The 13,219-nt window shown below is 73.6% G+C and carries 13 protein-coding genes; 5 read left to right on the top strand and 8 right to left on the bottom strand.

The window, feature by feature from the left end:
* Positions 1-86: 86 nt before the first annotated feature.
* On the top strand, positions 87-1,586 hold the full coding sequence (locus ACIBK9_RS27235) for a cobyric acid synthase (protein WP_397161790.1): 1,500 nt from the start codon (positions 87-89) through the stop codon (positions 1,584-1,586).
* On the opposite strand, the gene ACIBK9_RS27230 is transcribed toward ACIBK9_RS27235, so the two are convergent.
* Positions 1,556-2,605, bottom strand: coding sequence for a 1-acyl-sn-glycerol-3-phosphate acyltransferase (locus ACIBK9_RS27230; RefSeq protein ID WP_397161789.1), 1,050 nt, complete (start codon positions 2,603-2,605; stop codon positions 1,556-1,558). The two genes, ACIBK9_RS27235 and ACIBK9_RS27230, sit on opposite strands and share 31 nt — an antisense overlap.
* Before the next feature lie 40 nt (positions 2,606-2,645).
* Positions 2,646-3,476, bottom strand: coding sequence for a patatin-like phospholipase family protein (locus ACIBK9_RS27225; protein WP_397161788.1), 831 nt, complete (start codon positions 3,474-3,476; stop codon positions 2,646-2,648).
* A gap of 90 nt (positions 3,477-3,566) precedes the next feature.
* Between ACIBK9_RS27225 and ACIBK9_RS27220 the strand changes: the two genes are divergently transcribed.
* The 3 genes from ACIBK9_RS27220 to ACIBK9_RS27210 are packed head-to-tail and all read left to right on the top strand — an operon-like array spanning position 3,567 to position 6,260.
* Positions 3,567-4,478, top strand: a complete 912-nt coding sequence (locus ACIBK9_RS27220) for an ABC transporter ATP-binding protein (protein WP_352360661.1) — start codon at positions 3,567-3,569, stop codon at positions 4,476-4,478.
* Positions 4,456-5,247 (top strand): ABC transporter permease subunit, encoded by a 792-nt coding sequence (locus ACIBK9_RS27215; protein WP_364336390.1) that lies wholly within the window; start codon positions 4,456-4,458, stop codon positions 5,245-5,247. Before ACIBK9_RS27220 ends, ACIBK9_RS27215 begins: the two co-directional genes overlap by 23 nt.
* Positions 5,247-6,260: a helix-turn-helix domain-containing protein gene (locus ACIBK9_RS27210; protein WP_352323507.1), complete on the top strand. Its 1,014-nt coding sequence runs from the start codon at positions 5,247-5,249 to the stop codon at positions 6,258-6,260. The genes ACIBK9_RS27215 and ACIBK9_RS27210 overlap by 1 nt, the downstream gene beginning before the upstream one ends.
* On the opposite strand, the gene ACIBK9_RS27205 is transcribed toward ACIBK9_RS27210, so the two are convergent.
* From ACIBK9_RS27205 to ACIBK9_RS27190, 4 genes are all read right to left on the bottom strand, one after another.
* On the bottom strand, positions 6,251-6,871 hold the full coding sequence (locus tag ACIBK9_RS27205; protein ID WP_364336386.1) for a LysE family translocator: 621 nt from the start codon (positions 6,869-6,871) through the stop codon (positions 6,251-6,253). The genes ACIBK9_RS27210 and ACIBK9_RS27205 overlap by 10 nt on opposite strands.
* Positions 6,872-6,888: 17 nt before the next feature.
* A complete protein-coding gene (locus ACIBK9_RS27200) occupies positions 6,889-7,836 on the bottom strand; it encodes a quinone oxidoreductase family protein (RefSeq protein ID WP_397161787.1) in 948 nt (315 codons plus the stop codon).
* Positions 7,837-7,973: 137 nt separating this feature from the next.
* Positions 7,974-8,897 (bottom strand): virginiamycin B lyase, encoded by a 924-nt coding sequence (locus ACIBK9_RS27195; RefSeq protein WP_397161786.1) that lies wholly within the window; start codon positions 8,895-8,897, stop codon positions 7,974-7,976.
* Positions 8,891-10,534 (bottom strand): ABC-F family ATP-binding cassette domain-containing protein, encoded by a 1,644-nt coding sequence (locus ACIBK9_RS27190; RefSeq protein WP_397162087.1) that lies wholly within the window; start codon positions 10,532-10,534, stop codon positions 8,891-8,893. The genes ACIBK9_RS27195 and ACIBK9_RS27190 overlap by 7 nt, the downstream gene beginning before the upstream one ends.
* Before the next feature lie 122 nt (positions 10,535-10,656).
* On the opposite strand from ACIBK9_RS27190, the gene ACIBK9_RS27185 reads away from it, so the two are divergent.
* Positions 10,657-11,193, top strand: a complete 537-nt coding sequence (locus tag ACIBK9_RS27185) for a TetR/AcrR family transcriptional regulator (protein ID WP_387678887.1) — start codon at positions 10,657-10,659, stop codon at positions 11,191-11,193.
* 172 nt (positions 11,194-11,365) lie between these two features.
* Here the strand turns inward: ACIBK9_RS27185 and ACIBK9_RS27180 are convergent, their stop codons facing one another.
* Positions 11,366-11,515: a hypothetical protein gene (locus tag ACIBK9_RS27180; protein WP_358294834.1), complete on the bottom strand. Its 150-nt coding sequence runs from the start codon at positions 11,513-11,515 to the stop codon at positions 11,366-11,368.
* Positions 11,516-11,560: 45 nt separating this feature from the next.
* Positions 11,561-13,213, bottom strand: coding sequence for a serine/threonine-protein kinase (locus ACIBK9_RS27175; protein WP_397161785.1), 1,653 nt, complete (start codon positions 13,211-13,213; stop codon positions 11,561-11,563).
* Positions 13,214-13,219: the final 6 nt, after the last annotated feature.

Genomic DNA, 13,219 nt, shown 5'->3' with positions numbered 1-13,219 from the left:
CTAGCCAGAGTGGCAGAAGTCACACGATTCGTAAATGGGCGATTTCTGGGAAATTTCGCAGTTTGGGGCTCATGTACGGTGATCGCATGAATCCTGGGCAGGTCACGGGCGCGATGCTGGTCGCCGGCACCACCTCCGACGCGGGCAAGAGCGTGGTCACCGCCGGGATCTGCCGCTGGCTGGCCCGCCAGGGCGTGCGCGTGGCGCCCTTCAAGGCCCAGAACATGTCGCTCAACTCCTACGTCACCGCCGGCGGCGCCGAGATCGGCCGCGCCCAGGCCATGCAGGCCCAGGCCGCCGGGCTGGAACCGGTCGCCGACATGAACCCCGTCCTGCTCAAACCGGGCAGCGACCGCCGCAGCCAGGTCGTGCTCCTGGGCGAGCCCGTCGCGGACGTGGACGCCATGGAGTACGGCGCGCTCAAGGACCTCCTGCGGACCACCGCCCTGGCCTCCCTGGACCGGCTGCGCGCCCAGTACGACGTGGTGATCTGCGAGGGCGCCGGCAGCCCCGCGGAGATCAACCTGCGCCGCGGCGACATCGCGAACATGGGCCTGGCCAGGGCCGCCGGGCTGCCCGTCGTCGTGGTCGGCGACATCGACAGGGGCGGCGTGTTCGCCGCCTTCCACGGCACGGTCGCGCTCCTGGACGCGGCCGACCAGGCCCTCGTCTCAGGGTTCGTGGTGAACAAGTTCCGGGGCGCCCGCGAGCTGCTCGAACCCGGCCTCGACATGATCAGGAAGCTCACCGGCCGATCGGTGTACGGCGTGCTGCCCTGGCTCGACGGCCTCTGGCTGGACGTCGAGGACTCCCTCGCGCTGGACAACCGCCGGGTCGCGACCGGCCGGCCGCTGGGCAGGCAGACGTTGCGCGTGGCGGTCGTCCGGCTGCCCCGGATCTCCAACTTCACCGACCTGGACGCCCTGGCCGCCGAGCCCGGCGTGCTGGTGCGCTTCGTGACCGACCCGGTCGAGCTGGACGACGCCGACCTGGTGGTGCTGCCGGGCTCGCGGGCCACGGTCGAGGACCTGGCCTGGCTGCGGCGCACCGGCCTGGCCGACGCCCTGCTCGCCCGGCGCGGGCCCGTCCTCGGGATCTGCGGCGGGTTCCAGATGCTCGGCCGGGAGATCGTGGACGAGGTCGAGTCGCGGGCGGGCCTGGTGGACGGGCTCGGACTGCTGCCGGTGCGCGTCGAGTTCGCACCGGACAAGCGGCTCGCCCGGCCGGTCGGGCAGGCCTACGGGCAGCCGGTCAGCGCGTACGAGATCCACCACGGGCGGGCGACCGTCGAGGGCGGCGAGCCCTTCCTGGACGGCTGCCGCGCCGGCGACGTTTGGGGCACCACCTGGCACGGCGCCCTGGAGAACGACGCCTTCCGCCGGGCCTTCCTGGCCGACGTGGCCGAACGGGCCGGGCGCGCCTTCGTCCCCGCCCCGGACACCGACTTCGGCCGCCTGCGCGAGGCCCGCCTGGACGCCCTGGGCGACCTCGTCGAGCAGCACCTGGACACCGACGCCCTGCTCGGCCTGCTGCGCGACGGCCCGGCCCCCGTGCCCTACCTGCCGCCAGGCGCCCCCTCGGCCTGATCCCGCCGGGAACGCTCGCCCTGGGCGGTGATCCAGGCGTCGATCTCCTCCCAGTGGGAGTACAGCCAGCGGACCTGGCTCTCCCGGTCGTCCCTGGGCACCTCGGCCGCCGGCACCCGCCACCACCTGGCCGTGATCCGCGCCGCGTACGGCAGCCTGCGCCACACGTCGCCGATGGTGACGAGGTCGTCCAGGCCGGTGTGCGCGACGAAGACCACGTCGGCCTCCGGGCAGGCGGTGATCGCGGCGATGGCCCCGTTCGGCCGGGGCGGCAGCAGGTGGGTCATGCCGCGTGCCCGCTCCGCCTCCTCGGCCAGCCCCTTGTCCTCCAGCCGGCGGATCGCCAGCCGCCGCCGGCGCGGAGTGAAGTTGCCGCCCTCGGGGAAGATCACCAGGGCGTCGCGGTCGTCCATGGTCGCCGACAGCCGCCGGATCTCCTCGATCACCCGCTCGCGTCCGGACCGCCGCGGCACGAAGGCGTTCGGCAGGCGGTTGACCACGACGTCGAGCGACGGGTCGTACTGGAGTGCGGCCTTCATGACGATCCGCGGGTGCCGCCCGTACACCGCCAGCAGGTGATAGATCAGCAGAAAGGAGTCGCCCGGCCCGGCGTGCCGGGAGAGCACCACGACCGGGCGGCTCAGCCGGGCGGCGCGCTCCTGCGCGGTCGGCGCGGGCTCCTCGACGTCCACGGTCAGCCGGAAGATCCGCACCGCCGCCGCGTACACCTTGGCCAGGAACCAGCGGATCAGCGCGTAGTGCCGCTCCTGGCGCCGGGCCCGCCCGAACGCCCCCGACAGCCACAGCCCGAGGCACGCGATGAGCACCGCCGACTCCAGCGTCAGCCAGGCCGCGCCGAACCAGACGAACCGCAACCCCCTGCGCTGCGGCGGCGGCAGCCGCAAGGACGCCCCGAACGTGACCAGCAGCCACAGCGGCAACGTCACCAGCACCACCACGGTGACCACGATGACGAGCGGAGCCAGCACGATCCGGCGGACGATACGCGGTGGGATCAACGGCGCCTCCCTGAGGTCTGCCTGCCCTGAGGCCCTACCTTCATCCTCCTCTTGTCCGCAGATAGTGCGAAGAAGCCTGGTACGCCCGCTCGATGTAGGTGGAGATCTGGGACAGGTCGCGGTAGCGCAGGGTGGACAGCGGCGCGGCGACCCCGGCGGGCAGCACGTGCACCTCCACCCCCGGCGGCAACGAGGCCATCTCCTCGGCGAACCGGTAGCGCCGCGCGATCTCGAACGCCACCATCCCCACCTCCCAGAACCGCCGGGGCGCGGTCAGCGGGCGCTCGATCCGGCCGACGTGCAGCACGTAGACCCGCCTGGCCCCGAGCTGCACGGCCCGCCCGACGGGGATGCTGTGCACCAGCCCGCCGTCGAAGAAGTGCTCCCCGCCGATCTTCACAGGCGGCAGCAGCCCCGGCACCGCGCACGACGCCAGCACCGCCTCCACCAGCGGCCCGCTGGCGAACCAGTGGGCCGCGGCCCGCTCCACCGAGGCCGCCACGCACTGGAACGGCACCGCCAGCTCCTCGATCAGCTCCGTGCGCACCGTCCCGGCCAGCACCTCCCGGAGGGGACCGTTGGGATGCAGGTGGGTGCCGGTCCTGGCCAGCGTGGACAGCCGCGTCACCCACGACCCGGCGAACGCCGTGCGCACGACGTCGGACCGCCACAACGAGGTCAGCCGGTCGACCGCCCGCGCGGGGTCGGCGGCGATGAGCGCGCCGTTGAGCGCGCCCACCGACGTGCCGACGACCACGTCGGGCCGGATGCCGAAGTCGTCGAGCGCCTGGAGCATGCCCACCTCGTGAGCCCCCAGCACGCCACCGCCACCGAGCACGAACGCCGTCTCCACGCTCTTCACCCTGCCCATTCTTGTTGCCGTGTCCCGGAAGGGAACCGGCCGGGACGCTGCCGACTTCGGCCAGTGACCCCACCGCCGCCCCGGCGGGACGATTCCGGCATGACAGCAGTGGTACAGGCCGAAGGGCTGACCAAGTACTACGGCGGGCGGCGCGGCCTCGAAGACCTCACGCTGGAGATCCGGCCCGGCGAGATCTTCGGCTACCTCGGGCCCAACGGCGCCGGCAAGACCACCACGATCAGGTTGCTGCTCGACGTGATCAGGCCCACCCGCGGCACGGTCCGCGTGTTCGGCCACGACCCGCGCGCCGCCGCCACCCGCGCCCGCATCGGCTACCTGCCCGGCGAGCTGGCGCTCGAAGGCCGCGACCGGGCCCGCGACTACCTCGGCTTCCTCGGCCGCGTGCGCGGCGGGGTGCCGGGCAGCCGCATCGAGGAGCTGGCCGAACGGTTCGACGCCGACCTGTCGGTGCCGATGCGCAAGCTCTCCAAGGGCAACAGGCAGAAGGTCGGGCTGATCCAGGCGTTCATGCACGAGCCGGAGTTCCTCATCCTCGACGAGCCGACCAGCGGGCTGGACCCGCTCGTCCAGCAGGAGTTCCTGGCCATGGTCCGGGAGGTGCGGGCGGCCGGCCGGACCGTGCTCATGTCCTCGCACGTGCTGGCCGAGGTGGAGAGCGTCTCCGACCGGGTCGGCATCGTCCGCGCGGGCCGCCTGGTGACCGTGGAGAACGTGGCCGCGCTGCGCGAGAAGGCCGTCCGCCGGATGGAGCTGCACTTCGACGCCCCGGTGCCGGCGTCGGCGTTCGAGGGCCTGCCGGGGGTGCGCGACCTGCGGGTGGAGGGCGCCAGCGTCCGGTGCACGATCGACGGCCGCCCGGACGCCCTGGTCAAGGCCGCCGCCCGGTTCACCGTCGTCCACCTGGTCAGCGCCGAGCCCGACCTGGAAGAGATCTTCCTGACCTACTACAGCGAGGAGGACCGGCACCATGATCGCCAAGAGTCTGCGTGACCACCGCCGGGCCCTGATCTGGTGGACCGTCGGCATCAGCGCGTTCATGGCCCTCTACATCAGCATCTTCCGCAGCGTCAGCCAGGACCCGAGAACGTTCAACCAGCAGGCCCTGGCCAAGTACCCCGGCCCGCTCAGGGACCTCATGGGCGGCATGCCCGACCTGGCGCTCGGCGTCAACTTCCTGCAGACGGTCGTCTACCAGCTCTTCGTCCCGATGTTGTTCGTCGTGCTCGCCACCATGCTGGCCAACCGGGCGATCGCCCAGCCGGAGGAGGCCGGGACGCTGGAGCTCGTCGTCACGCTGCCGGTGGACCGCAAGCGGCTGGTGCTCCAGCGGTTCTGCGCGCTGGCGCTGGCGCTGCTGGCGGTGTTCGCCGTGACGCTGGCCGTGGCGTGGGCGGCCGGGGACGCCGCGGAGCTCGGGGTGCCGTTCGACCGCGTCCTGGCCGCGCACGTCGGGGTGCTGCTGCTCGCGCTGTTCTTCGGCACCGTGGCCCTGACCGTGGGCGCGGTGACCGGCCGCAGGATGATCGCCTCGTCCGTCGTCGGCGTGTGGGTGGCGGCCGGGTACATCGTCGTCACGCTCGGCCGCGGCGTGGCGGCCATCGCCTGGCTGAAGTGGCTCTCGCCGTTCCACTACTACGCCGAGGGCCGGCCGCTCTATGAGGGCCTGCCGGTCGGGGACTACCTTGTGCTGGCGGGAGCGACGGCAGTGCTCGCGCTCACCGCGATCCTGTCCTTCGACAGGCGTGACGTAGGAGTGTGATGGTGCTCTCCAGGATGCCCGCCGACCTGCTCGGCGGGCATCGCCAGGTGCTGGCCGGGGCGGCCGCCGGGCGTCCGCCCTCGCGGGCGGCGCTCGACGCCTGCCGCGCCGACGGCACGCGCGCCGCCGAGCAGGGCGTCCCGCTGCGGACGCTGGTCGACGGCGCGCTCGCCGCCGCCGAGGGGCTGCCGGACGTGCTGCCCGCGCTGCGCAGGGCCGTCTCGGCGCTCATGGAGGGGTACGAGCTGGCCCAGCTCGCCGCCCTCAGAGGCGAGGAGACGGCCCGCAGGGAGTTCGTGGACGACCTGCTCCAGGGACGGGCCGAGCGGCTGGCCGAGCGGGCCGAGCACTTCGGCCTCCGGCTGGCCGAGTCGTACGTGGTGGCCGCCGCCCGCGGGCTGCGCGACGGGGACCAGGACCGCATCGAGCGCGACCTGATCGCCCGGTTCGGCTCGCACAACGTGCTGGTGGCGGTGCGCGAAGGGCTGCTGGTGTGCGTCGTGCCCGCCACGCTGCCCGCCGCCGTGGGGGAGTTCACCCATCACGTACGCGCCCGCTTCCCGGCCGGATGGCGGGTCGGCGTCGGACGGCCGCACCGCGGGCCGGGCGGCGTCGTGACCTCCTTCAGGGAGGCGGCCGGGGCGCTGGAGCTGGCCGACGCGCTGCGGCTCACGCTCGACGTGGTCAAGGCCGCCGACCTGCTGGTCTTCCCCGTGCTGCTGCGCGACCGCGGCGCGATCGAGGACCTGGTGACCAGCGTGCTGAGCCCGCTGCTGCACGCCAGGGGCGGGCACGAGCCGCTGGTCGAGACGCTGGAGGCGGTCTTCGCCGCGCACGGCAACCAGGCGGCGGCCGCCCGCAGGCTGCGGATCAGTCCGCGGGCGGTGACGTACCGGCTGGAACGCATCCGCCGGCTGACCGGCTTCTCGCCCGACGACCCCACCCAGCGCTTCACCCTGGAGACCGCGGTCCTGGGCGCGCGGCTGCTGGACTGGCCGTGGGATCAGTCGTGAAGGGCGAGCCGGAGCCCGAACCCGACGATGACCACGCCGGTCACCCGGTCGAGGATCCGCCGTACGCGGGCCGACCGCAGGACGTCGCTCATCAGCGAGGCGAACCCGATCAGCACCGCGCTCCACGCCAGCCCCTCGGCCACGTGCACCCCGGCCAGCAGCAGCCCCATCGCCGCGTGCGGCGCGCCGGCCGGGATGAAGTGCGGCAACATCGCCACGTAGAACGCCCCCACCTTGGGGTTGAGCAGGTTCGTGAGCAGGCCGCGCCGGAACCCCTTGCCGAACCCGAACGCCCGCTGCCCGTCCTCCTCCTCGCCCGCCCGCGCCTTGGCGAGGAGCATGCGCACCCCCATCCACACCAGGTACGCCGCCCCCGCCCAGCGCAGGACGTCGTAGGCGAACCGCGAGGCCGCCAGCAGCGCCGACAGCCCCGCCGCGGTGAGCACGCCCCAGACCAGCGTGCCGAGCTGGATGCCCAGCACCACCCCCCAGGCCGCCCGCCTGCCGGTGAGCAGCGACGTGCGCAGGGTGAGAGCCGTGTCGAGCCCCGGCGTGATCGTCAGGAGCGCGACGACGGCAGCGAACGACCAGACTGCCGCATTGATGTCCACAAGGGGCGAGCGTAGCGCTAGGGAATCAACAGCAACTTTCCGGTCGTACGCCGGGCGGCCAGGTCCTCGTGGGCCCGTCGTGCCTCGGCCAGCGGGTAGCGCTCGGACACGTTGATCCTGAGCTGCCCCGAGGCGATCCAGCCGAACAGGTCGGCGGCCCGCCAGAGCAGCTCCTCGCGCTCGGCGACGTAATGGACGAGTGTGGGCCTGGTCAGGAAGAGCGAGCCGGCGCGGTTGAGCACCTGCGGATCGAGCGGCGGGACCGGGCCGCTGGCCGCGCCGTAGAGGGCCATGAGCCCGCGCGGGCGCAGCGCCTCCAGGCCGCCGTCGAACGTCGTCCTGCCGACGCCGTCGTAGACGACGTGGATCCGGCCGCGCAACGCGTCGGCGAACTCGTCGTAGCCCAGCACCTCGTCGGCCCCGGCCGCGCGGGCCAGCTTCTCCTTCTCCGGCGTGGAGACCGTGCTGTAGACCTTGGCGCCGCGCAGCTTGGCGACCTGGATCAGCAGCTGGCCCATGCCGCCGGCGCCGGCGTGCACCAGCACCTGGTCGCCCTCCTTGACGTCGTACGTCGAGTGGGTGAGGTAGTGGGCCGTCATGCCCTGGAGCATCGCCGCCGCGGCCAGCTCGGCGGACACGCCGTCGGGCACCGGCACCAGCCGGTCGGCCGGCACCACGGCCTTCTCCGCGTAGCTGCCCAGCACGCCGGCCCAGGCCACGGTGTCGCCGACGGCCGGCCCGTCGACCCCCGGCCCGACGGCCGAGACCACGCCGGCCCCCTCGGACCCGATCGGGGTCGGCACCGGGAGCGGGTAGGCGCCGGAACGGTGGTAGATGTCGATGAAGTTGACCCCGCTGGCCGCGACGTCGACCACGACCTCCCCGTCACCCGGCGCCGGATCGGGACGCTCGACGTATTCGAGAACCTCTGGACCGCCCTGGGCGGAGACGATGATGGCATGCATCCCCCCAGTCAACTCCGCCCCAGCCCCCCACCGCCACCCCAGCCCCAGCGCGCCGCCAAGGGGATCCGGAGGATTGTCAGCACCCGCCACGGTCGTCTGGGCCACGCCCCCCGCGGCTCACCGGTCGGGCGCAACCGTCACTGGTCGGGGGTGGGGGAGGGGGGCAGGATGCGGGCCAGGGCGCCGGCTTCCAGGGCTACCCAGATCGCTCCGTCGGCACCGACCGTCAGCCCGTGCGGCTCGCCGCTGCCGGCGGCGCCCGGCTCGCCCTGCCCGGCGGTCGCGGACGGCGGCACCGGCACCGTGGGCAGCGGGTGCTCCTCGATCGCGCCGTCGACCGTGATGCGGCCGAGACGCCCGGCGGCCCACTCGGTGAACCAGAGCGCGCCGTCGGGACCGGCCACGATGGCGTGCGGACGGCAGGCCCGATCGGGCAGCGGGAACTCGGTGATCTTCCCGGCCGGATCGATCCGGCCGACCTGCCCCGCGCCGATCTCCACGAACCACACGGCCCCGTCGGGCCCGAGCGTGATACCCACGGGGGCGGCGCCCTCGGTGGGCAGCGCATGCACGGTGACCTCCCCGGACAGCGAGATCCGGCCGACGGCGTGGCCCTGGTTGATCGAGAACCAGAGCGCGTCGTCGCCGCCCACCGTGATGAAGGCGGGCATGCCGCCCTCCACCGGCACGTCGAAGTCGGAGCGCTCGCCGTCGGCGCCGATGCGCCCGATGCGCCCGCTGCCCATCTGGGTGAACCACATCGCCCCGTCGGGCCCGGCGACGATCCCGTACGGCGAGTCGGCCGGGTATGCGGTGACCTGGCCGTCGCCGGTGATCCGGCAGACCCGGCCGCCCTTGCCCTCGGTGAACCACATCGCGCCGTCGTGGCCGGGCACGATCACGCCGGGCTGCCCGTCGGCCGGGTCGAGCTGATGGATCACCGGCTCGTGGCCCGGCACCAGCCTGCCGACACAGCCCTGGTGGACGAGCGTGAACCAGAGCGCGCCGTCGGCGGCGGTGGCCACGCCGTAGGGCGAGCCCGCGGAAATCATGGTCAACATATGTGTCCCCCTGTCAGTCGGATCTCGGTGCCCGTGAAACGGCGCCTCAGCGCCCGGTCGTGCGTGACCATGACCACCGCCCCCGGGTAGGCGGCGAGCGCGTGGTCGAGCTCGTCGGCCAGGACGGGCGACAGATGGTTGGTCGGTTCGTCGAGCAGCAGCAGGTCGTGCTCCCTGATGAGCAGCCTGGCCAGCGACAGCCGGCGCCGCTGGCCGACCGAGAGCTCGCCCACCCGCCGGTCGAGGGCGTGCGCGGGGAGGAGGCCGGTGTCCAGCAGGGCCGCGCGCCGCTCGTCGGCGTAGCCGTCGTGCCCGAACGCGGCGAGCACGGCCAGGCCGGGGTCGAGGTCGTCGTCCTGGGGGAGGTGGCCGGCCCGGCACCCGGCGCGCTCGGCCAGGACTCGCAGCAACGTGGACTTGCCCGCCCCGTTGGGCCCGCTCACCAGCACCCGCTCGCCCGGCCGGACGGTCAGCGACCCGACGTGGAGCCGGTCACCGACGTGCACGTCACGCAGCTCCACCAGGGGCGCGGCCGCGGCCGGACCCTTGCTCACCGGACCGTTGCCCGCCGGACCGTTGCCCGCCGGACCGTCGCTCACCGGAGCGTTGCCCGCTGGGGCGGGAGCGCGGAAGGCGGCCCGGAAGCGGAGCGGGGCCGGCGGGCGGGGGACCGGGTCGTCCTCCAGGCGGCGCAGCCGCTCGTGGGCGTTGCGCACGCGGGTGGCCACCGAGCTCTGGACGCGGCCCGCGTTGCGGTCGTAGGCCATTTTGTTGTTGTCCCTCATGGCCCGCCCGGCCGCCACGCGGTGGGCGGTGGTGGCGGCGTGTTCGCGCACCTGCCGGACCTCCTCGCACCAGGCCGCGTACGCCTGCTCCCACCGCGCCCGCGCCGCCGCCTTGGCCGCCAGGTAGCCGCTGTAGCCGCCGCCGAACCGGGTGACGGCCCCCTCCTCGACCTCCAGGACGGCGGTGGCCACCCGGTCGAGGAAGACCCGGTCGTGGGAGACCACGACCACGGGCCCCCGGTGACCGCGCAGCCGCTCTTCGAGCCAGGTCAGCGCCGGCTCGTCGAGGTGGTTGGTCGGCTCGTCGAGCAGCAGCGTGGCGGGGTCGGCGGCCAGCACGCAGGCCAGGCCCAGCCGGGCGCGCTCGCCGCCCGACAGGCTCGACAGCACCCGGTCACGGGCGACGTGCGCCAGGCCGAGGCCGTGGAGGGCCTTGTCGATGCGCGCGTCGGCCGTGTAGCCGCCGCGGGCCTCGTAGGCGGTCAGCAGCTCGCCGTACTCGTCCATGACGTCGTCGGTGAGCGCCGACTCCAGCTCGCGCAGCCTCCGCTCCATGGCCCGCAGACCGGCGAGCGCGTGGTCGACCGCCTGCTGGACGGTGTGACCGGGCGGCAGGCCGAGCGTCTGGCCGAGATGGCCGACATCGCCGGTGACTCCCGTGACGCCGGTGATGGTGATCTCGCCGTCGTCGGGCTGTTCGACGCCGGCCAGCAGCCGGAGCAGGGTGGACTTGCCTGAGCCGTTCTCGCCGACGACGGCCAGGCGCTCGCCGGGGCCCACGGACAGGGACACATCGGCGAGCACGACGCGGTCGCCGTACGACTTGCCGAGCCTTCGGACGTTGATCAGGATGGAACTCCAATCGCAACTGTTGTAGCTTTAGTTTGGCACAGGCGAAGCCGCAAACGCAACTGGAGTAGGTTTTGGAACCGAGCAGACGTCCTGGAGGGCGCAGCGCGCGAGTTCGCGACGCCGTGCGCCAGGCGACCCTGGCCGAGCTGGCGGCCCATGGCTTCCGCGGCCTGACGGTCGAGAACGTGGCCGAGCGGTCGGGCGTGCACAAGACCACCGTCTACCGGCGGTGGGGCAACGTGGAGGGCCTGATCTCCGACGCCCTGGAGCTGGCCAAGGACGAGCCGTGGCCGATCCCCGACACCGGCTGCGTCGAGGGCGACCTGCGGGCGGTCGTCCAGCTCGTCCGCGGCGGGTTCGCCGACCCGGAGCTGGGGCCGGTGTCGTCGGCGTTCGTGGCGGCGGCCGTCCAGAGCCCGGAGGCGGCGCGGGCCCTGCACGCGTTCTTCGCCGCCCGGCACGACCAGTCGGCCGAGGTGGTGCGGCGCGCGATCGCCCGTGGCGAGCTGCCCGACGTCGTCGACGTCCGGGAGGTGATCAGGGTGGCCGTCGCCCCGGTCTACTACCGGCTGTTCGTCGCGCACGAGCCGGTGAGCGAGCGGGACGCCGACCGCGCCGCCGACGCCGCCCTGGCCGCCGCCCGCGCCGGGATCCTCTGAGAACCCCGATCAGAGCGGCAGCCGCAAGAAGCGACCGACGGAAGCGACCGACGGAAGCGGCACCGCGAAGAGGCCGCCGCGAAGAGGCCGCCGCGAACAGGCAGCCGACGCAAGCGGCCGCGGAGAGGCCGCCCGTGCGGGCGGCCGCCCGGGAGAGGCGGCCGCGGGCTGGTCAGTGGCGGCGGGGGCGGAGCCGGTCGAGGAAACGCCGGGCCTTCTCCTGGTTCTGCGGGTCTCGGGCCATGCGCTTGGCCTTCTCGACGGTCTGCCTGCCTTCAGGGCTGCGCAGGTACGCGCGCACCCGGTCCATGAGCTTCGCCATGCACACCCCCTACCCCGATGGCCGCCGGGAACGCGGGCCGCCCGTCTAGGGCTCCTCCTTCTGCCCCCGCAGCTCGAAGTCGTCGAACGTCATCTTCAGCGACGACTCGCTGTCCTTGGGCGTACGCGCGAAGAGCCCGACGTACCCGTTGCCGAGCCCGTTGGGGTCGTCGGCCTGCTGCACCCGTTTGTCGTTCACCCACATCGTCAGCCGCACCCCGGTGCCGCGCTGCTCGCACGAGGCCACGATGCGCACCCGGCCCTCCGGCTTGGCCACCTTGGCGGGCTGGGTCAGCGTGCCGCCCGCGCCGTCGTACACGCGGCGGATCCGCGCGTTCCCCTCGGTGTCGAGGCCGAACTCGTAGTAGGTGTCGTCGTCGTCGGAGTTGTGGCAGTAGATGCCGTACTCGCCGCTGCCGGCGTACTCCCGGATCTCGGCGGTGACGCCGACGACCACCGACGACGGCAACATCGGCGTGGGCGTGGCGGAGGGGTCGGGGGTGTTCGTGGGCGTGGCGACGAGGAAGGGGATCGGGGCCTTCGCCCACTGCTCCTCGCGGCCGTCCTCCACGTCGAGGCCGTACGTGCCGTCCGTGCGGTAGCCCTTGCTGCCCGTGGTGTCGGGGTCGTAGGTGCCGAGCCAGCCGCCGGAGGTCTGCGTGAAGTCCTCGCGGTACAGGACGCCCAGGTCGTCGGGCGGCCCGCTCGGAGTGAGCACCGCCCAGGCCGTCGCCGCGGCGGCCACCAGCACCGCCGCGGCGGCCGCGCCGATCCCGAGCAGCCTGCCGCGCCGCTTCGCCGCCGTGTTGGCCGCCGTGTCGGCAGCAGTGGGCGCGGCCTCGGTGAACGGGGTGGTGGCGTGCTGCCAGGCCACCTGCACGGTGTGCGCCGCCTGCTCGGGCGCCGCCGAGCGGCCCACGAGGTGGTCGAGGAGCTGCTGCGCGGTGGGCCGCACGGCGGGGTCCTTGCGCAGCGCGGCCCCGACCAGCTCGCGCAGGCCGGGATCGACGTCGTCGAGGCGGGGCTCGGTGTTGAGCACCTGGTAGACGATGGAGGGCAGCGTGTCGCCGCCGAACGGCGCCCGTCCGCTCGCCGCGTACGCGATCAGGCAGCCCCACGAGAACACGTCGCAGGCGGGCGAGACCGGCTCGCCGCGCAGCACCTCGGGGGCCATGTACCGGGGCGTGCCGACCAGCTCGCCGGTGCCGGTGACGCCGCCCAGCGTGTCGAGCGCCCGCGCGATGCCGAAGTCGATCACGCGCGGCCCGACGGGGGACAGCAGCACGTTCGACGGCTTGAGGTCACGGTGGACCACCCCGGCGCCGTGGATGGCGGTCAGCGCCGTGGCCACGCTGACGGCCAGCGCGTCGAGGCTGGAGCCGCGCAGCGGCCCCGACTGGCGTACGGCCTCCTCCAGATTGGGGCCCGGCACGTACTCGGTGACCACGTAGAGCAGGTCGCCGTCGAGCGCGGCCTCGATCACCGCGGCGGTGCAGAACCTGCGGACGCGGCGAGCGGCGTCCGCCTCCCGGCGGAAGCGCATCCGGAACTGCTCGTGCTGACTGAGCTCCGGATTGATCACCTTGATGGCGACCCGCTGCCCAGTGGGATCCTCGGCGAGGTGGACCGTGCCCATGCCGCCCCGCCCGAGCACGCTCAGCAGCCGGTAGCGCCCGATCTGGGATATATCACCGCTCACGGCGGC

The sequence above is a fragment of the Nonomuraea sp. NPDC050227 genome (genome assembly GCF_044459705.1).
In the GTDB taxonomy this organism is placed as follows: domain Bacteria; phylum Actinomycetota; class Actinomycetes; order Streptosporangiales; family Streptosporangiaceae; genus Nonomuraea.
This window is presented reverse-complemented; position numbering and strand designations above follow the sequence as displayed.